The sequence below is a fragment of the Saccharicrinis aurantiacus genome (assembly GCF_947489045.1).
Lineage (GTDB): Bacteria > Bacteroidota > Bacteroidia > Bacteroidales > Marinilabiliaceae > Saccharicrinis > Saccharicrinis aurantiacus.
In genome coordinates this window covers 195789-220651 of the sequence record NZ_CANLCN010000009.1, presented here as the reverse complement: position 1 = coordinate 220651, position 24863 = coordinate 195789, and the positions used below count along the sequence as shown (strand labels likewise).

Genomic DNA, 24863 nt, shown 5'->3' with positions numbered 1-24863 from the left:
ACTCACTTTTAAAACCCTAACACTAATTACTGTATACTAAGTCATTAAATAATATACATTCATTACAAGAGTCTAAAAACTGAATTCGTATACTTTATTTTTAATGTAAAGGTTTCATTTTTTTTAAAATCAAACCTTTATTTTTTTCACGATATGTCTTTACTTACACCTCTTTACCTATAACGAGATAAACAATTAGGCATTCTTCCTTTTTTCGCCTGTTGATAATCCTTCTCACCACAAGCTATCATACTAGAAACATGACCATTACTATGCTCACACCACCACCTATCAGATAACCGACTCTTATAGAAACGTACGTCTACCTCATATTCTTGTAATCGAAGCACATAAATTTTATAATTTTTTGAATTTTCGGATGGAACCTCCCATGTATTGTGGGCTACGCCCTCAATAAAATGCCAGGCCATCTGACCATACAACATTGCTCCTTTTAAGCCATCATCTACTTGCGTATTACATTCTGTTAAACCACAAACCTTAATCTGAGAACCTAAACCCGCATACCACATCATCTTGCACGCATCAAGCCCCGTAAAACCATTAACAGAACTACTGCCGATAGATGGCATAAAATTGCTTTGGATAGCAGATGCATCTGCACATATAATTTGACTATCTCTAAAAATAGGCTCTGTATTATCTATACGACCAATACTAACATCTTTCAATCGATGAACCGACCACTTTTTTTCTTGAAATAACTCCTCCTGCGCACTACCCACAAAATACCTTTGGGCACCTATAACACTCACATTCAAACGATCAAAACTAAGCATCCTATCCAATTGAGAAATCGTTGAATAAGTATCAAACCTATTTTCATCGAAAGAGTAATCAACCTTATTGTCGATCATTGATAAGGTTACCTTATTTTCACTAGCTAATATTTTTGTAAATGGAATTAAATAATCCTGACTACCTCCTAAAAACAAAACTACAATATTGGCCCCTAAAAGTCTTTTACAAACTTCCTCTAAGGCAAGGTATCGATCACCAATGGAGTTTCCCTTCACATTACCAAGATCAATAATACTAAGGCTCCTTGATGTTCTCGCTAAACCATATAAGTATTTACGTATCTTATTGGGAGCTTCTGAACAACCCTTATTAAACGGAGAGTTTGTGGCATCCTCAATTCCAAGGATAGCCAAGTTAAACGAAGCAAGATCTACTCCTTCGTTTAAGGATGAAATCTGAGAAGCCAAGGTGTCTTCATACTCCAGAGCACCTTGACTTTCAGATTTTATATTTATAGGATTAAAATAGTCGATTAGGTTCACAGTTCAACTATTTACTTTTTAGCAGCAGCTTTCTTTTTTGCAGCAGGCTTCTTAGTAGCTGTTTTTTTTGCTGGCGCTTTCTTTGCTGTTGCTTTTTTAGCAGCTGCCTTTTTCTTTGGTGCTGCTTTCTTTCCTCCATCTTTAATTAACTTCTGACAATCGTCAAAAGACAAAGTTGTTGGATCAGTATCCTTAGGAATTTTATAATTCTTTTTTTGATAAGAAATATATGGCCCCCATCTACCATTCAATATTTGAATTTCAGGATCTTCATCAAATCCTTTAATAAACTTCTCTCTATCTGCTTTACGCTTCTCTTCAATTAACTCAATTGCTCTATCCAACTCAACATATAATGGATCATCAATTCCTTTCTTTAAAGAAACAAACTTACCATCATGACGCACATATGGGCCAAAACGACCAATACCTACAACCACTTTCTTTTCTTCATACAAACCAAGATCACGTGGTAAATCAAACAAACGGATTGCCTGATCAAGCGTAATTGTTTCAAGGTGCTGCCCTTTTTGCAATGACGCAAACTTAGGCTTTTCAACCTCATTATCATCAACACTTTCGCCCAACTGAGCCATTGGGCCATATCGCCCAACCTTAACACTTACAGGCTTCCCTGTTTTAGGATCTTCACCTAATATTCTTTCTCCATTGCTCCTTTCAGCGTTTTCTAGTGTATCTTCAACCTGATCATGAAAATCCTTATAAAAAGATTCTATCGATTCATTCCAAACGATTTTACCCAAAGAAATTTCATCAAACTCGGCCTCAACCTTAGCTGTAAAATCGTAACTAACAATATTCGGAAAATGCTTCATCAAGAAGTCATTAACCACCATACCTATATCTGTTGGAAATAATTTATTTCTTTCTGCACCTGTAATTTCAGTTCGCTCCTCCATTAACAGACCTTCGTCATTAAGCAATAGATATTGATAATTACGCTCAACACCTTCGCGCTCCTCTTTTATTACATAACCTCTGTTTTGGACAGTAGAAATAGTTGGCGCATAAGTTGATGGACGACCTATACCAGCATCCTCTAATCTTTTTACTAGCGATGCTTCAGTATATCTAGCTGGCTTTTGACTCCATCTTTCCCTTGCTTCAATATTGTTATATAACAACTCCTCTCCTACCTCAATTGGAGGCAATAATCCTGAATCCTCTTTTTCCTCACCTTCACCTTCATCAGAAGATTGAATGTATACTTTAAGAAAACCATCGAACTTAACAACCTCACCAGTCGTTACGAAATGCTCCTTAACCTTATCCGTTTTAATAATAATTGTAGTCTTCTCTAGCTGAGCATCGCTCATTTGAGAAGCTATGGTTCTCTTATATATTAAATCGTAAAGCTTTTGTTCTTGCTGAGGACCAGAAACAGTAGGCTTATCCATGTAAGCCGGACGAATAGCCTCGTGAGCTTCCTGAGCTCCCTTTGACTTAGTTGTATATTTTCTGATTTTAAGATACTCCTCACCCATTGTACCTGTAATTTGATCAGAAGCCATATTAACAGCTGTATCTGATAAATTTACTGAGTCGGTACGCATATAGGTAATCTTACCCGCTTCATATAACTTTTGTGCAACCGACATGGTTTGCCCTACTGAGAAACCAAGCTTTCTACTTGCCTCCTGTTGTAGGGTTGAAGTGGTAAATGGAGCCGCCGGAGATTTCTTTAATGGCTTTTTAGTTACATCTGTGACATTAAAACTAGCTCCCTCACACTTTTTCAAGAATAACTTTGTATCCTCAAGTGTAGCGAATCGCTTATTTAATTCAGATTTTAATTCAGAAACATTTCCATCTTTATCTGTATAATTAAATACAGCAGTTACTCTATAAGATGATTCTGGTTTAAACGCAAAAATTTCTCTTTCTCGCTCAACAATCATTCTAACAGTTACCGATTGAACTCTTCCTGCTGAAAGCGATGGCTTAACTTTTTTCCATAAAACTGGAGATAACTCAAACCCCACTAATCTATCCAACACACGTCTGGCTTGCTGAGCATTCACCAAATCCTGATTGATTTCGCGCGGGTTCTCAACTGCATTTAAAATTGCAGGCTTAGTAATCTCATGAAAAACAATTCGCTTTGTATTATCAGGTGTTAATCCTAACTCATCATACAAGTGCCAAGCAATAGCCTCTCCTTCGCGGTCTTCATCGGAAGCAAGCCATACAGTCTTAACATTTTTAGTAATTTGCTTCAGCTCTTTTACTACATCTTTCTTATCATCAGAAACCACATAGTTAGGCGTAAACTTATTCGCTATATCAATCCCAAAATCTTTCTTCGCTAAATCACGAATATGTCCATAACTCGATTTCACCAAAAAGTTTCCTCCTAAAAACTTTTCAATAGTTTTTGCTTTAGCAGGAGACTCGACTATTACGAGGTTTTCTTCATTAACCGAACTTTTTTTCGCCATCTTTATATTTTACTTTAGCATCATTCTACAAATCAACATCAAACCAAATAGAACCTATTTTTATAATGTTGAAAACGAAGACGTACTAATTGTCATTCATTCAATAATTGCGGTAAATTTATAAAATTATCCTAATAAATATAGCACGAGACTATTCTCACACAAACAACGCACTGAATAAAACACCCTACAAAGCCCTAATTACCAATCAATGAACACTCCCAACCAACATCTAAAATAAAAAAGATTCCTAAATCCTAGCGCAAATAGAATACATAGAAAAACAGTTCAAGTAAATTTGTTATTTTTACCGAAAATTTCAACTTACATAAGTATGTCAATTAGCAAAAGCAAAGCAACAAAAATATTAATTACATTCTGGGGAATAGTAATCATTGGAATGGCCTCTGTATTTACTTTATTCCTACTTATTGCCAATGGATTCTTAGGAGACATGCCCTCGTTTGAGGAGTTGGAAAATCCGAAAAGTAATTTAGCCACTCAAATATTATCTGAAGATGGCAAACTTCTTGGAACCTTTGCAATAGAAAATAGGACTTATTGTAATTTCGAGGATCTATCACCAAATATTGTTAACGCCCTAATTGCTACAGAGGATGTGAGGTTTTATGATCACTCAGGAATAGACCCTAGAGGTTTAATGCGTGTTTTCTTTAGAACAGTATTGATGGGGGACAGACATTCTGGAGGTGGTAGTACTATTTCGCAACAATTGGCAAAACTACTTTTTCATGATTCTGCGGGAAGCATCTGGGAGCGAAGTCTGCAAAAATTAAACGAATGGGTAATTGCAGTTAAACTGGAGCGTAGTTATACAAAGAATGAGATACTAACGATGTACTTAAATAAAGTGGGCTTTATTTATGATGCTTACGGAATTCATTCTGCTGCGCAAACTTTCTTTAATACAAGTACTGATTCCATTAAAATAGAAGAGGCTGCAGTAATTATTGGAATGTTAAAAAATCCAGCCCTTTTTAACCCAGTACGTCGTCCAGAACTAACAGAAGACAGAAGAAATGTGGTATTGAGCCAAATGAAGAAAGCTCAGTTCATCACACAGGCTAAGTATGATTCATTGAGACAAATTCCATTAAAATTAAAATTCAAGAGAAACGACCATAAAGAAGGTGTTGCTCCGTATTTAAGGGAAAACCTAAGACTTACACTCAATGCTCCTAAACCAGATCGAAGCAGATATCCATCATACCTAATGGACAAATTCATTAAAGATAGTATTGAATGGGCAACTAACCCTGTTTACGGTTTCACAAACAAGAACCTAAAAGCGGATGGCACCAAATACAATATTTATAGAGATGGCATTAAAATATATACTACTGTAAATTATAACATGCAGGTATATGCTGAAAAGGCTGTGAAAGATCATTTATCACAAGATTTACAACCTGCATTTGCAGCTGAAAAAAAAGGAAGACCAACTGCTCCATTTACAGCTGACTTAAGTGAAAAGCAGTATGACCAAATCATGAATAAGGCCATTCGACAGTCTGAACGATACCGAATCATGAAGAAAGCCGGTCATGATGAAGAATCTATAATGAAAGCCTTCAATACCAAAACCGACATGGAGATCTTTACTTGGAGTGGCGACAGGGATACAATTATGACTCCAATTGATTCTATAAAACACTTCAAATCGTTTTTACGAGCTAGTTTATATTCTCTAGACCCTAGAACAGGATATGTAAAAGCATATGTAGGCGGCCCTAATTTTAAATACTTCATGTATGATATGGCTACTCAAGGTAAAAGGCAAGTTGGATCAACTATCAAACCATTTATATATACATTAGCCATGTCTAATGGTTTTACGCCCTGCTACCAAGTACCTAATATCCCTACAACATTTTATTTGGCGAGTGGTGATACCTGGACGCCACGAAATGCAGGAAGCGCGCGTGCAGGGGAAATGGTTACTCTAAAATGGGGCTTAGCCAACTCTAATAATAATATTACAGCATGGGTAATGAAGCAATTCAAAAACCCAAAATGGGATGCTGCTCCTAATATGATTCGCAACTTAGGAATTAATAGTCCAATGCCTTACGTTCCTTCACTTTGCCTTGGCGTGGTAGATATGCATTTATCCGAAATGGTAGGTGCTTACGGTACTTTTGCAAACAAAGGTGTACATATCGATCCTATTTTAGTAACTCGAATAGAAGATAGATATGGGAACAATATTGGTCAGTTTGCTCCCAATAAAAAAGAAGTTATCAGTGAAGAAACTGCATTTCTGATGCTTAACCTTCTTCAGGGAGTTAGTCAAGGCGGTACAGCTACTCGATTAAGATACAAATATCAGTTTACTGGTGAGATAGGAGCAAAAACAGGTACAACTCAAAATCAATCTGATGGATGGTTTATGGGAGTTACCCCAAATTTAGTTACAGGAATTTGGGTTGGAGGAGAAGATAGAGATGTTCACTTTGATGGAATCTCACTCGGACAAGGTGCTAACATGGCACTACCAATTTGGGCACTGTATATGCAACAAGTATACGATGATGAAGCATTAAATATTACACAAGAGGATGAATTTGAAGAACCTCTAAACTTTAATACGAATCTGAATTGTGATGAGCTAAATGGATCGCAAAATAACGATCCATCAGAAGACGACAGCTATAGTAATGGTGATGAATCTGAATTCTTATAATTATCAACTAAACCACATCAATAACTTTCTCCATTATTATTTCTATTCATAACATTGAAATAATAATGGAGAATAAATAATAAAGGACCTTCCACAGGCCAGGTCAAATAAATAATGGCATCTCATAAAATGCATGACAGTATAAATACACGGCTCCCCCATTTATTCTTGTCGTAAATAAAAAAGCGCACTCCTCTAATAGCATTAACTTTCTGCGAGTTAGAAAATAAAAAAACAATAAAAAGATTGGTAAATAATAAAAATAGCCTTACTTTTGCGGCCGATTATTATTTGTGCCGAACAGTGTAAGTTCATTAAACTGAATAAGTTGGATAATTTAACGACGATGGGAGTTGTGAGATTAACTACTTTATGGTGAGTGAATTATGACTGTTTGATCTGTTTTTATTAATTTTTTTAACAAAGGAAGACTGTGAACACTTTAAGTTACAAAACAGTATCGGCAAACAAAGCAACTGCTCAAAAAGAGTGGGTTGTTGTTGACGCTAAAGACATGGTAGTTGGTCGTTTAGCTTCTAAAGTAGCAAAGCTAATTAGAGGTAAATACAAGCCAAACTACACTCCACACGTTGATTGTGGTGATAATGTAATTATTATCAATGCGGACAAAGTTCGTTTAACTGGAAACAAATGGGAAGGAAGAACTTTCTTTTACCATTCAGGTTACCCAGGTGGACGTACTGATGTTACACCAGCGCAATTGTTTGCTAAAAGTCCAGAAAGACTTGTAGAGAGAGCTGTAAAAGGTATGTTACCAAAGAATCGTTTGGGACGCCAATTATTTAGAAACCTTTTTGTATACGCTGGTGCTGAGCACAAGCAAGAAGCGCAACAACCAAAGGTAATTGATTTAAACTTATATAAATAATGAGTATGGACGTTGTAAACGCAATAGGTAGAAGAAAAGCCGCTGTAGCTCGTGTATATGTGAGCGAAGGTAAAGGACAAATTACCATCAACAAGCGTGAGCTTAAAGATTATTTACCTGCTGAAACATTACAGTATGTTGTAACTCAGCCGTTAAATAAGTTAGGTGTAGCTGAAAACTATGACATCAAAGTAAATGTTTACGGTGGTGGTGTTAAAGGACAAGCTGAAGCTATTAGATTAGGCATTTCACGTGCACTAGTAAAAATTGACGAAGAGAATAAACCTGCTTTAAAATCTGAAGGATTTATGACTCGCGACGCAAGAGTTGTTGAGCGTAAGAAACCAGGTCAACCAAAAGCACGTAAGAAATTCCAATTCAGTAAGCGTTAATATTTTTCGGGTGCGTTTAGTATCTAAACTACTAAGATTCTTATTGCAAGACTACTTAGCAGTTGATATTTACAGAATGTAAACGACTTTTAAAAAGAAAAAAATGTCAAGAACAAATTTTGATGAGTTATTAGAGGCTGGAGTACACTTCGGTCACTTAAAAAGAAAATGGAACCCAGCAATGGCTCCATATATCTTCATGGAGCGTAATGGTATTCACATTATCGATCTTCATAAAACTGTTGCTAAAATTGAAGAAGCAGCAAACGCATTAAAACAGATTGCAAAATCTGGACGAAAAGTATTATTCGTATCTACTAAAAAGCAAGCCAAAGAAATCATCGCTGAAAAAATGAAGCGTGTGAACATGCCTTACGTTACTGAACGTTGGCCTGGTGGTATGCTTACTAACTTCCCTACTATCCGTAAGGCAGTTAAAAAAATGGGTACTATCGATAAAATGATGGTTGACCCAAGTGCTTGGAAAAACTTATCTAAGAGAGAGCGTCTTCAAATTACTCGTCAGAGAGCTAAATTGGAGAAAACATTAGGAAGTATTGCCGATCTTACACGTCTTCCTGCGGCAATGTTTGTAATTGATGTTATGAAGGAGCACATCGCTGTTCGCGAGGCTAACCGTCTTAACATCCCTGTGTTTGGTGTAGTTGATACCAACTCAAGCCCAGCTGGTTTAGATTTCGTTATTCCTGCTAATGATGATGCTACTAAGTCAATTGATTTAATTACTGAAATCATGACTAAAGCTATCGAAGAAGGTTTAGCTGAAAGAAAAGTAGAGCGTGAAAGCGAAGCTGCTGCTAAGAAAGAAAAAGCTGCTGCTAAGAAAGATGCTCCAAAAAAGGAAGCTGCTAAAAAAGAAGCTCCTGCTGCTGAAGCAAAAGAAGAAGGAAAAACTGAATAATTGTTAACCAATTAAATATTATTATCATGGCAATTAAAGCTGCTGATGTAAGTAAATTAAGAAAAATGACCGGTGCCGGTATGATGGACTGTAAAAAGGCATTAACCGAAACTGATGGAGATTTTGACGCTGCAGTTGAAATCATCCGTAAAAAAGGTCAAGCAATGGCTAGCAAGCGTGCTGATCGTGAAACTACAGAAGGAACTTCAAGAGCAACTGTAAGCGCTGACGGTAAAAAAGGTGCTGTTTTGATCTTAAAGTGTGAAACTGACTTCGTAGGAAAAAACGAAAGCTTTGTTGCATTAGCTGATTCAATTGTTGAGGCTGCTTTAAATAGCGATGCTACCACTGCAGAACAAGTTTTAGAACTTGAATTAAATGGTGCTGCTATTAAAGATGTAATTACTGAGCAAATTGGTGTTATCGGTGAAAAAATCGAAATCGCTGACTTCGCTGTAGTTACTGCTGAAACAGTTATTCCTTACATTCACCAAGGTAGTCAACTTTCTGTACTTGTTGGTTTTAACCAAACTGGTTTTGACGCTCAAGTAGGTAGAGATGTTGCAATGCAAGTTGCTGCAATGGCTCCTGTAGGTGTTGATAAAGATTCAGTTCCAGCTGAGATTGTAGAGTCTGAGTTAAGAATTGGTCGTGAAAAAGCAAAAGAAGAAGGTAAGCCTGAAGCTATGCTTGACAAAATTGCACAAGGACGTTTAGGTAAATTCTTTAAAGAAAGTACTCTTTTAGAGCAAGCTTTTGTTAAAGATAACAAACAGTCTATTAAGCAATACTTAAACGGAGCTAGTAATGGTTTAACTGTTACTGAGTTCAAACGTTTTTCATTAAGCTAATTAATTAGTTTATATAAAAGCATCCCGAATCACTTTTGTGGTTCGGGATTTTTTATGCCCTAATCTTTTAAGTCTAAGAAGGTTTAGATACAAGACAAGTTCGTATAATACTTGTACTAAACACATATGAAACACAGATCAAAGTCACATCAAACTCACGTTAACGTGAGTTTGATGTGACTTTGATTTGTGTTTATTCTGAATAAGGTCTGTTTATAATACGACTCTGTACCTATTCATTATTGAATGGGATAAAAGCCAGAGAGCTAAAAGAATCCCGATAAAGCAAAAAGGCACCCTTCAAAAGGATGCCTAATTATTCAACTATATAATAGTAAATAGTTATTTTGTATAAACTCTATTTTCTTGTTCAGATACTCTGATAAAAGTAGTACGCTTACTTAACTCTTTAAGCTGTGAAGCACCAACATAAGTACAAGTACTTCTAATACCACCAAGAATATCTAACACAGTTTCTTCAACAGGACCTTTGTAAGCCACTTTTACTGTTTTACCTTCACTGGCTCTATAGTTTGCTACACCACCAGAATGTTTATCCATAGCAGTAGACGAACTCATTCCGTAGAATAATTTATAGGTTACGCCATCCTCTTCAACAGTATCACCACCACTCTCCTCGTGACCAGAAAGCATACCTCCAAGCATTACAAAATCAGCACCTGCACCAAAAGCCTTTGACACATCTCCTGGTATAGCACAGCCACCATCAGAAATAATATGCCCACCTAAACCATGTGCAGCATCTGCACACTCAATAATAGCCGAAAGTTGTGGATAACCAACACCCGTTTTAACACGTGTAGTACATACAGAACCTGGTCCAATTCCAACTTTAATAATATCAGCACCTGCTAATATTAATTCTTCAACCATTTCACCTGTTACTACATTACCTGCAATAATAACCTTGCTAGGATGCGCCTTATGCATCTCTTTTACAAAAGCTACAAAATGCTCTGAGTAACCATTGGCTACATCAATACAAATAAATTGTAGTTGAGGATGAGCTGACATAAGAGCAGCTACTTTTTGTGAGTCTGCTTCACCTGTTCCGGTGCTTACTGCAATAAAATTCTCAATTCCTTGGGGAGCTTTTTCTAAAAAGTTACTCCATTCTTCAAGCGAGTAATGCTTGTGAACTGCAGTAAAAATCTTTTTCTCGGCCAAAGCTAAGGCCATTTCGAAAGTTCCAACAGTATCCATGTTAGCGGCCATTATTGGTGTGCCTGTCCATGTTACATTACTGTTTTTAAATCTGAAACTTCTTTCAAGACTAACTTGAGATCTACTCTTTAAAGTAGATCGTTTGGGTCTGAACATTACATCTTTGAAACCTAATTTAAGGTCGTTCTCGATTCTCATATTCAAATATTTTAATTACGTCACAAAATACTGAAATAATCTGAACTAACACTTTTTTTTATGTGAACATTGGTTAAAAACAGTTTGTCAAGATTGTTGTAAACACTGTAAACCAATTTATTAATTTGTTTATAACCCACCCCGGATAATAAATAATTAATGATCTGACTATATTTGTGCCATACTTAGAATTAACAATAAATGAAACTAGATAAGCAAGAAGAGAAAAAAAACAATGCGTATTGCAGAAGAATAATTAAACTAGCAGGGAATGCTATTAATAAACACAACTTAGTTACTGATGGCGATAAAATACTGATTGCGGTATCGGGTGGAAAAGATTCACTCTCACTTATAGATATACTAGCCGAACGCCGTAAATTTTTACCAATAGACTATGAGCTGCACGCCATACATATTATAACAGACGATGTACCTTATGTTATAGATAAGGAATTTTTAAAAAACTTCTGTGAATCTCTTAATGTACACCTGCATTTTATAACTACACATGCCGGACTAGAAGAAAAGCCTAATAAAAAACCTTGTTTTACATGTTCGTGGAACAGGCGTAAGGAATTATTTGAATTTGCACGAAAAAATGGCTTTAAGAAAATTGCATTCGGTCATCATATGGATGATGCAATAGAAACACTCCTTATGAATATGACTCAGCATGGGAATATTTCTTCAATACCAGCCAAATTAAGCATGTTTGAAGGCAATATAGAGGTAATACGTCCTCTACTCTATTTAACCAATTCTGAGATGCTAAAATATTCAGCTATTAAAGAGTTTAAATCCTTAAAGGAGAATTGCCCTTACGAAGATCATACCATGCGCGAAGCTACAAGACAGATCATCCATCAATTTGAGAAATTAAACCCGCAGGCTCGGTTAAACCTTTTTAGATCAATGAATAATATTGATGAAGAATATCTGGGTAGATAACTGATAATAAAAGTACAGTTAATCATAATTTATTATTAAAAATGTAACCCTTCGCTATTCCATTCGTAAAATAAAGCCTATTTGTATAATATACAGTAGCGTGATATGTTGAAAAACGATATGAGTAGACAACTCTAACTAATTTTTTACAAAATGAAAAGAACAATTAAATTAGCAGCCATGTTTTGTGGCGCCTTGGCTACAGTAACAGGATTTAGCTCTTGCAGTAAGGATGACAAAACCGAATGTTGTACCTATTCTTACACTGAAGATAATGTTACCTATATCGCAAAAGCATGCGAAGATGGCACATATTCTCTTGAAGCTGATGGTAAAGTAATTGAAAGCGGCACTTATGACTTAGAGGCTGGCGAATGGGAAATCTTCAAAGCTATTGCTAAAGAAGAAGGGGGTTCTTGTAGTTAATTACTTTTAACCAGATTTTTAAGCTGTCTATGTAAGACAGCTTTTTTTTGTTTATAATATGAAGACTTACAACAACATTGAATATAAAGGCTATGAAGTATTAGCTGATATTCTAATAAGAATTGCTAGGTTTATTGAGAAACCTGCTGCATACCTGAGAAAGAAATCACGAAAGATGATGTTTGAGCGCTATAAACTAAAGTTTGGAGAGCGTGATGATGACATTTATATAAGTACATATCCAAAATCAGGTACCACCCTAATGCAGATGATAATGTATCAACTAACAACAACTGGGGATAATTCATTTGATCACATTTATGATGTATCACCATGGATTCATAACGATTCATATTTAGGTAAAGAGCCACGAGACCTTCCATCGCCACGAATAATCAAAACTCACGATTACTATAAGGAATTTCATAAAACGACTAAAGGTCGATTTATTTTTGTGTATAGAGACGGCAGAGATGTGGCCGTTTCGTTTTATAATCAGCATAAAAATTATAATAATACCAAGCTCAAATTTGAAGATTATATGGATAAATCCCTAAAATCTAAAGCGTGGTTTAAATACACCAAAACATGGTTCAAAAATAAGCATAACTTTCCAATATTATTTGTTAAATATGAGGATCTAATTAACAATAAAAGGGGGGAGATTGATCGCATAATTGATTTTTGCAAATTTGATGTTGATGAAAAAACAATAAGCAGGGCTATAAAGTACAGTAGCTTTGAATATATGAAACAAAATGAAAGTAAGTTCGGAGATCAGCCCATTGAAACTAAAAAAATATATAATCAATTTATTAGAAAAGGTAAAATAGGAGAAGGAAAATTAGCCTTGAGTAAAAGTCAATTAGAAGTATATGATAAATTATACAATAAGCAATTAGCAAAACACTATTATAAGCTTTTTGAGAATTCTATTAATTAAATCTAATATGATGAGAAAAGTAAAGACAATAGGAATTGCTATTATATGTTTATTGGGAATAAGTATATTTTTGATCAATAAGCCTGACACAAGATTATCCAATAAAGAAAAGGTTAATGATAAAATTCAGGATATTAGTCCTCAAACCAACAAAATAACAAAATCGAATTCTTTCTATGATTTTTTATTAGAGAATGACACTCTAATGATTAGTGCCGTATTGTTTGAGTTTAACCATAATGAGAAAAAGATAAGCTTACTAATTAGAGCTGATAAAATAATTCACCTATTTGAAAGTCATAGAAATAACTATAATTTATGGGATTACCATGATACAGGACAAAAAGCGGATAGCCTATTAAGGTATATAAACTATAACTATGAAAAATTTACGCCTAAATCTCATCGCAGAAAACTGTTTGGTAAAAATGTAGATGGAATAAAAATGATTTACAAAAATAACATAGGAGAAATAAATGAACTAAATATAACTTCAGATAGCAAAGATCCTAATAATCAACGGATAACTGAATTTGTTAAAAGTATTTTTAGTGAGATAAGAGGCTACAATGTATCTTCAATAACTCTTTAATAAGAAACTATATTTTATGAAAAAAGCAATTAAAATATTATTAATAATAGAGGTTCAAATTATTCTAATAGTATTATTAGTACTATACTTCAGTTTTAAGGAGGTTAACAGGAAAATATTTAATACGAATTCTTTTATATACGAGCTATTACAAGATAAAAAGTTAACCAACTTAAATACGGAAAATGAAAATGATATAATTATTGGTGATAAAGAAGCTCCTATTACCATCTTCATGTATAGCCGTGTAGATTGCTCAGCATGTGATGATTTCTTTTCGAACACTTACAATATATTAAAAGATAAATATATCAATAGTGGACAAGTGAAACTAGTAATTAGATATCTAGTACATGAATCTAATCCATTACGTTTATTTACAACTAAGCAATTTTATTGTGCCAATGAAAACAATTATTTCGACATTTATAATAATCATCTTAGTGGGAACAAATATTTAGACTCGATATCAATTATTAATGAAGCGACTAAATATGCTGGGAATGCGTCTATAATCACCAACTATAATAAAAACTTACACATTGATAAATACCTACTTAATACGGCTCAATTAGCACGTCAAAGTGGCATTACAAGTACACCAACCTTTTTTATTGGTAGAAATAAAATAGTTGGCAATAGAAGATTAAAAGTTCTTGAAAAACTAATCAAATCAGAACTTGAAATTAATGCTTGTGAATAATCCATTTAAAACATAACGAGTTCTAAATCTAATAACTAGATTTAGAACTCGTCAAAGAAAAGTCATTTTATATTATAGTCCTCTTACATTTTTTTCCCAAGCCCAAGCAGAACCTAGAGTATCTTCTAAAGAAGTTTCAGCTTTCCAACCTAGCTCATTATTACCGTAAGTTGTATCAGCCCATATTTTTTCAATATCACCTGTTCTACGTCCTACTACTTTATATTTTAAATCTACACCAGTAACTTTAATAAATGCTTTTACCAATTGCATTACTGAGTATCCCTCTCCAGTACCAACATTGAAAAATTCGTAGTTATTCTTCTTTTTATCATTAAGCAAACGCTCAATTGCAATAACGTGTGCTTTTGACAAATCAACTACATTAATATAATCTCTTACAGCTGTTCCATCCGGAGTATCATAATCCTCACCAAAAATGCTTAACTCATCTCTTAAGCCAGCTGCTGTTTGTGTGATAAACGGAACAAGGTTATTAGGAACTCCCACAGGGAACTCACCAATTAAACCTGACTCGTGTGCACCAATTGGATTAAAATAACGAAGTGCTATACAATTAGAAGCTTCGTTTACTTTACAGAAATCACGCATAATATCTTCACAGATAGCTTTTGTATTTCCGTATGGAGATTCAGCTTCTTTACGCGGTGTTTGCTCTGTTACAGGTAATTTATCTGGCTGACCATAAACAGTACAAGATGATGAAAATACCATGTTAGCAACACCATATTTTTTCATCCCATTTAATAAATTAATTAATGAGTTTACGTTATTTTGATAGTACTCCAATGGTTTTTGAACAGACTCTCCTACAGCTTTAAAAGCTGCAAAATGAATGATTGCTTGTATATCTGTGTACTTCTGAAAAAACTGATCTGTTAAAGTAGCATCTGCTAAATTAAACTGTTCAAAAGCGGGTCTTTTACCAGTAATCTTTTCAATATTATCTAAAACTTCAATTTTTGAGTTTGATAAATCATCAACTACAACAACATCAAAACCCGAATTTTGAAGTTCTACTACAGTATGTGAACCAATATAACCAGTACCTCCGGTAACTAAAATCTGCTTGCTCATCTTAATTTTATTATGAGTTATAATTACTAAATGAAGTTCAAAAATAATAAAATACCATCAATTATGTATCAATAGTAATAATATATTTTTTATAACTTTCTGTATATTAATACATAAACTGGTAGGTACTTGTAGGTAAAGTCTGTTTATCAACATATTATACCTAAGCATCAAAAAGTATTACGATTGAAGAAAAATTTTTAGTATTTTTGTTTTTATGATCGAACTCCAAAAACAGATAAGAGACTTATTAACAATTCACGATTGTGTAATTGTTCCTGAGATTGGTGGATTTGTTGTAAACAGAATTAGTGCACAACATAATGAAACTACGGGAATATTTACACCTCCAGGCAGAGAAATCATTTTCAATCGCAGTATTTCTCATAATGATGGCTTATTATTTAGCCATATCGCAAAAAATAAAAACATAGATTATAAAGAAGCGCAAGTAGCTACTACAGCTGTTATCGAAGGATGGCAGAACTCCTTAAAAAATGGGGAGGTAATACTTATGAGCGAAATTGGTTCGTTAAAAATGGATAGAGAAGGCTCTATTGTTTTTAATCAATCAGATGAATTGGGAATAGCTCCTGATACATATGGTTTAGGTACTTTCCATTTTAAAACTATTGATCAGGTTAATGAAATTGAAAAGCCTACAAGACAACTTGTACAACGCACTGTTCAATCAAAGAGTGTAAGACAAATTGCCGCTAGTATTGCTTTAATTGCAGGATTATTAACGGTTTCTCCTGATGTTAACAATTCGAAACAGACAGCTTCCTTTTCTGATTTTAAATTAAATAGTGAAGTGACTGTTGAGGAACCAGCAGATTTAGTTGAAGTTAATCCTGTACTCATTGAAGAAATAAAAGCTTCCGTTGAAGTTGTAAAACCTAAGGCAGTAGAAAGATACTTTTTAATTGCAGGTAGTTTTAAAAATACATCGCAAGCCGAAACTTTTTTAAGTAAACTAAATAAGCGCAATATTAACACGGCTTCAATTTTACCTGTTAACAACGGTAGGGTGAGAGTAGCACTTGAAGGATTCTCTGATAAGCTAGATGCAACAGATGCCTTGAATGCATATAGAAAGCAAAATGGTTTTAATTCTGTTTGGATATATACAGCCAAATAGAAAGAAAGATATCTAATAATAAAGCCGATTCAAATATATTGAGTCGGCTTTTTTTGTGCCATAACACATAAAAAAAGGCCAGCTAAATAAATAGCTAGCCTAATATATTATAGAGTTCTTGTATTATCGAACTTCTGAACCTGGTTTAATTTCTTTTGAAGGCTCAATAAATGCTAAAGAACCATCAGCATCTTCGGCCATAAGAATCATACCTTGCGATTCAATACCTCTAATTTTTCGAGGGGCTAAATTTACTAGAATACTTACCTGTTTACCGATGATATCTTCAGGCTTGTGAAATTCAGCAATTCCTGAGACTACAGTACGTTGATCAATACCTGTATCCACAGTAAGCTTCAATAACTTCTTTGTTTTAGCAACCTTCTCAGCTTCGAGGATTGTTCCAACACGAACATCCATTTTAGTGAAATCATCAAAACTAATATTCTCTTTTGCAGGAGATACTGTTTTTGAAGCCACTTCGTTGGCAACTTTTGTAGCTTCCAATTTATCTAATTGCTTTTGAATTGCCCCATCTTCTATTTTTGCAAATAACAATTCTGGCTTATTTATAAGATGACCTGCTACAAGTAAATTAGTTTTTCCAAGGTCTTCCCAAGTACAATCTGATCCATTGATCATTCCTTTTAGTTTAGCAGCACTAAAAGGCAAGAATGGCTCCATCAATACTGCTAAGTTAGCTGTAATTTGAAGCGATATATTCATAATTGTTTCAACTCGTACAGCATCGGTTTTAACCAACTTCCAAGGTTCTGAGTCAGCTAAATATTTATTACCCAAACGAGCCAAGTTCATCATTTCTTTAACGGCTTCTCTAAAGCGGAACTGATCTAAACTGTCTGCTACTTTATCACAGATCACTTTAATCTCAGCTAAAGTATTGCTATCGAACTCTGTTAGCTCATTACCTAAAGCAGGCACCTTACCTTCGTAGTACTTGTTAGTTAATACAATGGTTCGGTTAACAAAGTTACCCAAAATAGCTACCAACTCATTATTATGACGGGCTTGGAAATCTTTCCAAGTAAAATCGTTATCCTTAGTTTCAGGAGCATTTGCTGTTAAAACATATCTTAAACTATCTTGCTGATCTTTAAAATCTTCAAGATACTCATGCAACCAAACTGCCCAGTTACGTGAAGTAGAAATTTTATCACCTTCAAGATTCAAAAACTCATTGGCAGGAACATTCTCTGGTAAAATATAAGAACCCTCAGCTTTTAGCATAGCAGGAAAAACAATACAGTGAAATACGATATTATCCTTTCCAATAAAATGAAGCATGCGTGTATCGTCTTGCTTCCAATATTTCTCCCAATCGTTAGTCAACTCTTTAGTTGCTGAAATGTACCCAATTGGCGCATCGAACCAAACGTAAAGTACTTTACCATCTCCCCCTTCTACAGGAACTGGCACACCCCAATCTAAATCTCTACTTACGGCACGTGGTTGTAAACCTAGATCAATCCACGATTTACACTGGCCATATACATTAGCTTTCCATTCTTTATGGTCTTCTAGTATCCATTTTTTCAAAAATGGCTCGTGCTTATCTAATGGCAAATACCAATGTTTGGTTTGTTTAACCACCGGTACGCTACCTGAAATTACAGAAATAGGATTCTTAAGATCTGTAGCATTTAAAGATGTTCCACAGCTTTCGCACTGATCACCATAAGCACCTTCATTTCCACAATGTGGGCAGGTACCTGTAATATATCTATCTGCTAAAAACTGATGTGCTTCTGCATCGTAATACTGATCTGATACTTTCTCAATAAACTCACCTTTATCGTGTAGTGTTTTAAAAAAGTCAGAAGCTGTTTTTTTATGAGTTTCACTAGTAGTACGTGAATATACATCGAACCCAATGCCAAAATCTTCGAACGATTTTTTAATAATACCATGGTATCTATCAACAATATCTTGAGGAGTTACACCTTCGTTTTTTGCTTTTAGAGTGATAGGCACACCATGCTCATCAGAACCACCGATTAACAATACATCTTCACCTTTCATTTTTAGGTATCTAACATAGATATCTGCAGGAACATAAACTCCGGCAAGGTGACCAATGTGAACAGGTCCGTTGGCATATGGTAAAGCTGTTGTTACCAGCGTACGATTAAAATTATCCATTCGAGAAAAATTACGAAATTATATTATTGAGACTCACACTAGGTGAATGTTTTATTAATTTGCTGCAAAGATAAGTGTTTTTAATTACCATTTATCATGGTGTATTCTGAAATAAAACGGAATTACTTTAACTTATTTGTAAATATGAGTAAGTTCGCAGCAAATTATTGAATATTTAAGGTGGCGAGTTGGCTATAAGGCCGATAGAACCCAGCTGGCTTAGGGATAGAAGCGGCATCCTTTGTGAGCCCATTATGGCGAAGCAAAGATATAGCGCATAGCCCGACCCGCAGGGGAAGCCCCATAGAATGATTTGATAAATTTACTGTATCGTAATTAAAAATGATTATATGATTATTCCTCCATCAATAAAAAAAGGTGACACGATTGGTATTGTAGCTCCGGCGGGTAAAATTGATTTTAATATTGTTGAACAGGCATGTTCGCGTATTGAAAAGATGGGCTATAAAACAAAGCTTGCAAAACATTTAGACAAACCATTCTTCAATTTTGCGGGAACTGATGCGGAGCGATTAAATGATTTGCAACTGATGCTAGATGATGAATCGGTGCAATGTATTTTGTGCACCAGAGGCGGTTATGGGTCGGTTAGAATTATTGATAGGGTTGATTTTAAGAAGTTTATGAACAAACCGAAATGGTTAATTGGCTTTAGCGATATTACGGTTATTCACTCTGCAATGCACAACCATAACTTGGCTTCGATACATGGGCCAATGTGTAAAAGTTTTTTGAACTATACGGATGGTGGTGTTGATATTGATATTTTATTTTCTGTTTTAGAGGGTGAAATGCCTGCGTATATGATTAACCCAAACCGCTTTAATAGAAATGGTATTGGCAAGGGAGAGGTAATTGGAGGTAACCTGTCGATATTATATAGTTTAAAAAATACTCCGTTTGATTTAGATACGAAGGGTAAAATATTGTTTATTGAGGACTTATCTGAATATTTATATCATTTGGATAGAATAATGCATAACCTGAAGTTAAGTGGGGCACTAAAAAACTTAGCTGGCTTGGTAGTTGGGCAGTTTACTGAAATGGTTGATAACGAGAACCCTTTTGGGCAGTCAATAGAGGAGATTATTTACAATGCTGTTGCTGCATATGATTATCCGGTGGCTTTTAACTTTCCGGCGGGTCACATTGAGACTAACTATCCTCTTATTTTTGGTGTAGAAGCTGAGTTTACCGTAACGGATGAAGAAACGTCGTTGATTTATTAATGAAATAAGAATAAACAGAACATTATCTATAGATAATCTTTCAACTTCAAGTAATTACTTTATTTTTGCAGCTGAAATTGTTATCACAAAGAATTAATATATAAGATTATGGCTACTACAGCAGATATCAGAAACGGAATGTGTATAGATTTTAAAAATGGTTTATACTCAATAATTGAATTCCAGCATGTAAAACCAGGTAAAGGTCCTGCTTTTGTTCGTACTAAACTTAAAAATATTTCAACAGGTAAGGTTATTGATAATACTTTTTCTGCAGGACATAAAATAAACGAACAACGTGTTGAGCGAAGAGATTATCAGTTTCTTTATAAAGACGATATGGGCTATGTTTTCATGAATAACGAAAACTACGAGCAAGTTACCATTGAGGAAAAGTTAATTGAAAATCATGATTTATTAAAGGATGGATTAAAGTGTGAGGTTGTATACCACGCTGATACTGAAACTCCACTTTTAGTAGATTTACCAATGTATATTGAGTTTGAAATTACTTATACTGAACCTGGTGTTAGAGGTGATACTTCATCAACAAACTCATTAAAACAAGCTACAATTGATACGGGTGCAACTATTATGGTACCGTTATTCGTAAATACTGAAGATTGGATTAAAGTAGATACTCGCGACAGATCTTATGTTGAAAGAGTAAAAAAATAAAAATAAAAATGCTCTGTAAATTTTACAGGGCATTTTTTATAACTACTTAGTTATATAGCATTTAAAACTCCACCTTTTTTAGCTAAACTCTGTAGCTATTACCAATCATTAACAGGCACCTAGTATCGAATTCTGTTTTTTATATATATAATTGTATATTACTAAACTCAATAGAAGATATACTCAAGTATAGGTAATCCATATATGGTAACTCGACTTAAAAAACGCAAGACAAGTTTATTTCAGGATAGACTTAATATACTTCTCGATATTGCTCAAACAATTAATGAAGAGCATAGCGTTGAAGAGTTACTTGCTGAGTTTGAGTCTGTTTTGCTTAATGAATTAGAAGTTGGCAAAGTATTGGTATTCACCTATCATGATGGAGCTTGGGAAAACTTACTCAGTACTGGTGTTGATCAAACGGAACTACAAAATATTGATGTAGAACGCGATTTGATTAAATATAGTCAGATAGAAAACATAACTGTTTCACACCCTGAGCAATTAAAAAGTTTTGATTCTGTTATTCCCTTATTTCACCGATATAAATGTATTGGCTATGTGTTAATAGGAGATGTTGATGAAGAGCACCAAGGAATTAGCCCAACAATTAAACACCTCAAATTGATACAGATCATCTCTAACTTGATTATTGTATTTATTGAGAATAAAAAGATGCAGAATGCACTCCTAGAGCAAGAAGCTATGAAAAAGGAAATGGAATTGGCATCAAGGATTCAAAATCAGTTAGTACCGAAGGATAAGGAATTACCCATTAGTACAAAATATAATATTAGCGTGTATTATCGTCCTCAATTTGAAGTAGGAGGTGATTATTACGACTTTATTAAACTTTCAAATAATGTTTTGGGCTTTTGCATAGCAGATGTATCTGGAAAAGGAATTGCGGCTTCTTTAATAATGTCGAACTTTCAGGCAGTATTCAGAGCTTTATTTTCTACCAGGATCAATTTAAAGAAGCTTATCCATCAACTAAATGAAAAGGTAAACGATAGTGCCAATAACGAGAAGTTTATTACCATGTTTTTGGGTAAATACAATACTATAACCCGCAAGCTTACCTATGTAAACGCAGGGCATTTACCTCCACTATTATTTGATGCACATAAAAACAAATTAACTCAACTAGAAAAAGGCTGTATTGGCCTGGGCATGCTTGATGAAATACCATCAATTGAAATAGGTAAAGTTAAAATTGAGAAAGGTTCTAAATTTATGGCCTTTACTGATGGTTTAGTTGAACTTGAAAATGGTGGTCAGATTGAATCAGGCCTAGAACACATTGAAAAGATATTATCAAATAATAAAAGCTTTGATAGTAATATGAGTGAGATTAAAAGCTTAATTGACGACCATTTAAAATCAGACTCTCTATTTGATGATGTAACCGTTACTGGTATCGGTTTTTAATACTTAGATTGAGTTAAACCCAACCTAAGTATTAATTTATATTCTGCTATTTCTTTTTTCTTTCCATGTACACAAGATAAGCTATTGCTAATAATATTATTACTGAGCCTATTCCCGCTAGTATTTGTCCGAATTTATATGACTTTGGTTCAAACTTGAACTCTACAGTATGATTACCTGCAGGTAACAGAGCTGCTCTCAAAATATAATTGGCACGTAATATGTCTATTTTTTCTCCATCAACATAAGCATTCCATCCTTTAGGATAATAGATCTGTGAAAAAACTGCTAACTGCTCCTGAGTTGAATTGTAATTGTATACTAAATGATTTGGTTGATATTCTTCTAGTGAGATATTTCCATTAATCGAATCAACATTATATGAACTTACCTCCTTAAACTCGTTAATGTTTACAACTGCGTTTTTACTAATGTCAGTAGCACCAATTGCTGCTATTGCATCATCTGGGGTATTAACAGAAGTAATAGCCTTAACAAACCAAGCATCTCCCAGAACGTTAGCATTTACAATAGGTTGACTATTGGGATTGTAAACAATATATTTTGCATTCAGCATATTTAAAGCTGGCATGTTTACCAAGGCTCTGTTAAGTTCAAGTTCAGTTCCTTTATTCTGAAGTACTCCCAACAATGTGCGCCAATCACTCTCAAGGTATCTTGATATTACATCTTGATATCTACGCAATTTTGCACCATGATACCCTCCAATAGATTGGTGATGAAATGATGTATGCACTTCATTAAATGGATTGCGATATATAGAAAATACTCTGTCGCCCTCTGTCTTCATTCCTAAAATAGCAATATCTGAAGGAGTAGCTTCAAACTCACTTTTTAGCTTACGCTCACTTACAAAATCATCATTACTTAGATATCTTTTATCAATAGACCATAAATCAATTAAAATCAAAACACCTAATCCCCAAACTAAGTATTTACCACTTAGCTTATTTGTTATATATAACCAAATAGATCCTGAACCAATTAAAATAAATGCAAATGAACGAAAGGCATCGGCCTTAAGTAATTGAATACGGGCTAACTTTAGATTATATAATAAGCCATCAAAATACTGATTTACCTGACTTGCTTGACTCGTATTTTGCTGTATATATTGCTGCTTCTGTTGCAGAATACCTTGCAGCTCCACATCACTAATAAAATCGAAGAACGTGGTTGGTATTAAATAAAATACTAAACATACCCCACCCGTTAATCCAAATGCAAGCATAAACTTTTTAACATCATCTTTAACTAGTTGGGGGTTATTATATATTTCTCTTAATCCTAAGAATCCAAGTGTCGGAATGGTAAGAGATGCTACCACCATTGCCATTTCGACCGTTCGAAACTTGTTATATAAAGGAAAGTAATAAAACATAAAATCGGTAAAACCTTCGAAATGTTTTCCCCATGCCAAAAAGAATGATAACACAGTTCCTATAATTAGCCACCATTTATCAGGGCCTTTATAGTAGAAAGCCCCTAACATAAATAAGAAACATACGATAGCTCCAGCATAAACAGGACCGGAAGTAAAAGGTCTTCCTCCCCAATACTGACTTTGCCCACCTACAGTTTCCTTATAATCATTTTCTACAACTTCTAAAGCGGACTTATTATTGGCAATTTGTTCTGATGCTCCACCTACAACGTTCGGAATCATTAATGTAAAGGTTCCCTTAGGTTCTAAACTCCACCCTAAAGCGTAGTCTTTATCTAAGCCACTATGCTCTTTACCTTCTGAGCTTACTGCCAAATCTGATTTACCTCTTATACTATAAGCACCATACTCATATGTCGTCCACAGATTAGTTATGTTGGGAAGAATAGAAATAAAGGCTGCAATAATAAGAACCCCTGTTGCTTTAGCAAATTGAGGTAATTGCTTGTTTACAATTGCATAAACTAATCGTGTTATAACCAAAATTCCAATAAGAAGAACAAGGTAATAGGTTATTTGAACGTGATTATAAGCAATCTGCATTCCTAATGCAAGCACAGTAAACACCCCACCTTTAATTATATCTCGATTGTAGGTATATAAGATCCCCGCAATAACAGGGCCCATCAAAGCAATTGTATAGGCCTTTGTAATATGACCTGCAATAATTATTATCAGATTATAGGAACCAAAAGCAAAGGCAATCGCTCCAATTAGTGCTAACCATTTGTCGAGCTTTAGACTTAGCATAAAAACATAAAAACCTAATAAATACAAGAATAAAATAGCAACAGTATGATATGGTAACCCAAACCTGAAGAAGTTATTTAAATACCAGAATACATTTTTTGAAGGGTCGCCTTTTATTTGATACGACGGCATTCCTCCAAACATACTATTGGTCCATTGTGTTTTGCCACCTGTATTCTCTTCAAATACTTTAATCTCTTTTGCCATACCAATTGCATGGTTGTCATCCATTTGTGGCAATACCTTATTCTGAAGAACAGGACTAAAATATGCAATACTAAGTGCAGCAAATACCACTATGGCAATAATATATGGTGAAGCTGATTTCAATCTCTCAATCATAATAATGGTTTATATATTTCAGGTTG

Annotated in this window: 20 protein-coding genes; 14 read left to right on the top strand and 6 right to left on the bottom strand. The window is 34.5% G+C overall.

Annotation, left to right across the window (positions count from 1 at the left end):
- Positions 1-173: 173 nt before the first annotated feature.
- Both QMO11_RS12515 and topA read right to left on the bottom strand, forming a co-directional pair.
- Positions 174-1304: an arginase family protein gene (locus QMO11_RS12515; protein ID WP_282037596.1), complete on the bottom strand. Its 1131-nt coding sequence runs from the start codon at positions 1302-1304 to the stop codon at positions 174-176.
- A gap of 11 nt (positions 1305-1315) precedes the next feature.
- Positions 1316-3763 (bottom strand): type I DNA topoisomerase, encoded by a 2448-nt coding sequence (gene topA, locus QMO11_RS12510; RefSeq protein ID WP_282037595.1) that lies wholly within the window; start codon positions 3761-3763, stop codon positions 1316-1318.
- 334 nt (positions 3764-4097) lie between these two features.
- On the opposite strand from topA, the gene QMO11_RS12505 reads away from it, so the two are divergent.
- The 5 genes from QMO11_RS12505 to tsf all read left to right on the top strand — a co-directional run bounded on the left by QMO11_RS12505 (position 4098) and on the right by tsf (position 9521).
- A complete protein-coding gene (locus QMO11_RS12505; RefSeq protein WP_282037594.1) occupies positions 4098-6467 on the top strand; it encodes a transglycosylase domain-containing protein in 2370 nt (789 codons plus the stop codon).
- 433 nt (positions 6468-6900) lie between these two features.
- The gene (gene rplM, locus QMO11_RS12500) at positions 6901-7356 is read left to right on the top strand and encodes a 50S ribosomal protein L13 (protein ID WP_068475557.1); all 456 of its coding nucleotides are present in this window, start codon (positions 6901-6903) and stop codon (positions 7354-7356) included.
- Complete coding sequence (gene rpsI / locus QMO11_RS12495) at positions 7356-7748, top strand: 30S ribosomal protein S9 (RefSeq protein ID WP_245820823.1); 393 nt, start codon at positions 7356-7358, stop codon at positions 7746-7748. The genes rplM and rpsI overlap by 1 nt, the downstream gene beginning before the upstream one ends.
- Before the next feature lie 103 nt (positions 7749-7851).
- Positions 7852-8670 carry a 30S ribosomal protein S2 gene (rpsB, locus tag QMO11_RS12490; protein WP_068475559.1) on the top strand — a complete coding sequence of 273 codons (819 nt, stop codon included), beginning with the start codon at positions 7852-7854 and terminating at the stop codon, positions 8668-8670.
- Positions 8671-8696: 26 nt separating this feature from the next.
- A complete protein-coding gene (tsf, locus tag QMO11_RS12485) occupies positions 8697-9521 on the top strand; it encodes a translation elongation factor Ts (RefSeq protein ID WP_068475561.1) in 825 nt (274 codons plus the stop codon).
- 342 nt (positions 9522-9863) lie between these two features.
- Here the strand turns inward: tsf and QMO11_RS12480 are convergent, their stop codons facing one another.
- Entirely contained in the window at positions 9864-10904 is a 1041-nt protein-coding gene (locus QMO11_RS12480) for a GMP reductase (RefSeq protein ID WP_068475563.1), read from the bottom strand.
- Positions 10905-11105: 201 nt separating this feature from the next.
- Between QMO11_RS12480 and QMO11_RS12475 the strand changes: the two genes are divergently transcribed.
- The 5 genes from QMO11_RS12475 (at position 11106) to QMO11_RS12455 (ending at position 14519) form a co-directional block, all read left to right on the top strand.
- Entirely contained in the window at positions 11106-11855 is a 750-nt protein-coding gene (locus QMO11_RS12475) for a PP-loop family protein (RefSeq protein ID WP_282037593.1), read from the top strand.
- Between the two features lie 153 nt (positions 11856-12008).
- On the top strand, positions 12009-12281 hold the full coding sequence (locus QMO11_RS12470; RefSeq protein WP_282037592.1) for a hypothetical protein: 273 nt from the start codon (positions 12009-12011) through the stop codon (positions 12279-12281).
- 58 nt (positions 12282-12339) lie between these two features.
- Positions 12340-13224, top strand: a complete 885-nt coding sequence (locus QMO11_RS12465; RefSeq protein WP_282037591.1) for a sulfotransferase domain-containing protein — start codon at positions 12340-12342, stop codon at positions 13222-13224.
- A gap of 7 nt (positions 13225-13231) precedes the next feature.
- Positions 13232-13816, top strand: a complete 585-nt coding sequence (locus QMO11_RS12460) for a hypothetical protein (RefSeq protein WP_282037590.1) — start codon at positions 13232-13234, stop codon at positions 13814-13816.
- Between the two features lie 16 nt (positions 13817-13832).
- Entirely contained in the window at positions 13833-14519 is a 687-nt protein-coding gene (locus QMO11_RS12455) for a DsbA family protein (protein WP_282037589.1), read from the top strand.
- Positions 14520-14591: 72 nt separating this feature from the next.
- Here the strand turns inward: QMO11_RS12455 and galE are convergent, their stop codons facing one another.
- Entirely contained in the window at positions 14592-15617 is a 1026-nt protein-coding gene (gene galE, locus QMO11_RS12450) for a UDP-glucose 4-epimerase GalE (RefSeq protein WP_282037588.1), read from the bottom strand.
- A 217-nt stretch (positions 15618-15834) separates the two neighbouring features.
- Here galE and QMO11_RS12445 point away from each other — a divergent pair, with 217 nt between their 5' ends.
- Positions 15835-16758, top strand: a complete 924-nt coding sequence (locus QMO11_RS12445) for an HU domain-containing protein (RefSeq protein ID WP_282037587.1) — start codon at positions 15835-15837, stop codon at positions 16756-16758.
- 123 nt (positions 16759-16881) lie between these two features.
- Here the strand turns inward: QMO11_RS12445 and metG are convergent, their stop codons facing one another.
- Positions 16882-18918: a methionine--tRNA ligase gene (metG, locus tag QMO11_RS12440; protein WP_282037586.1), complete on the bottom strand. Its 2037-nt coding sequence runs from the start codon at positions 18916-18918 to the stop codon at positions 16882-16884.
- A gap of 350 nt (positions 18919-19268) precedes the next feature.
- Here metG and QMO11_RS12435 point away from each other — a divergent pair, with 350 nt between their 5' ends.
- From QMO11_RS12435 to QMO11_RS12425, 3 genes are all read left to right on the top strand, one after another.
- Positions 19269-20168, top strand: a complete 900-nt coding sequence (locus tag QMO11_RS12435) for a S66 peptidase family protein (RefSeq protein ID WP_282037585.1) — start codon at positions 19269-19271, stop codon at positions 20166-20168.
- A 108-nt stretch (positions 20169-20276) separates the two neighbouring features.
- A complete protein-coding gene (efp, locus tag QMO11_RS12430; protein ID WP_068475573.1) occupies positions 20277-20846 on the top strand; it encodes an elongation factor P in 570 nt (189 codons plus the stop codon).
- A gap of 204 nt (positions 20847-21050) precedes the next feature.
- On the top strand, positions 21051-22280 hold the full coding sequence (locus QMO11_RS12425) for a PP2C family protein-serine/threonine phosphatase (protein WP_068475575.1): 1230 nt from the start codon (positions 21051-21053) through the stop codon (positions 22278-22280).
- Positions 22281-22326: 46 nt separating this feature from the next.
- Here QMO11_RS12425 and QMO11_RS12420 read toward each other — a convergent pair whose 3' ends face one another.
- The gene (locus QMO11_RS12420) at positions 22327-24837 is read right to left on the bottom strand and encodes a YfhO family protein (RefSeq protein WP_282037584.1); all 2511 of its coding nucleotides are present in this window, start codon (positions 24835-24837) and stop codon (positions 22327-22329) included.
- Positions 24838-24863: the final 26 nt, after the last annotated feature.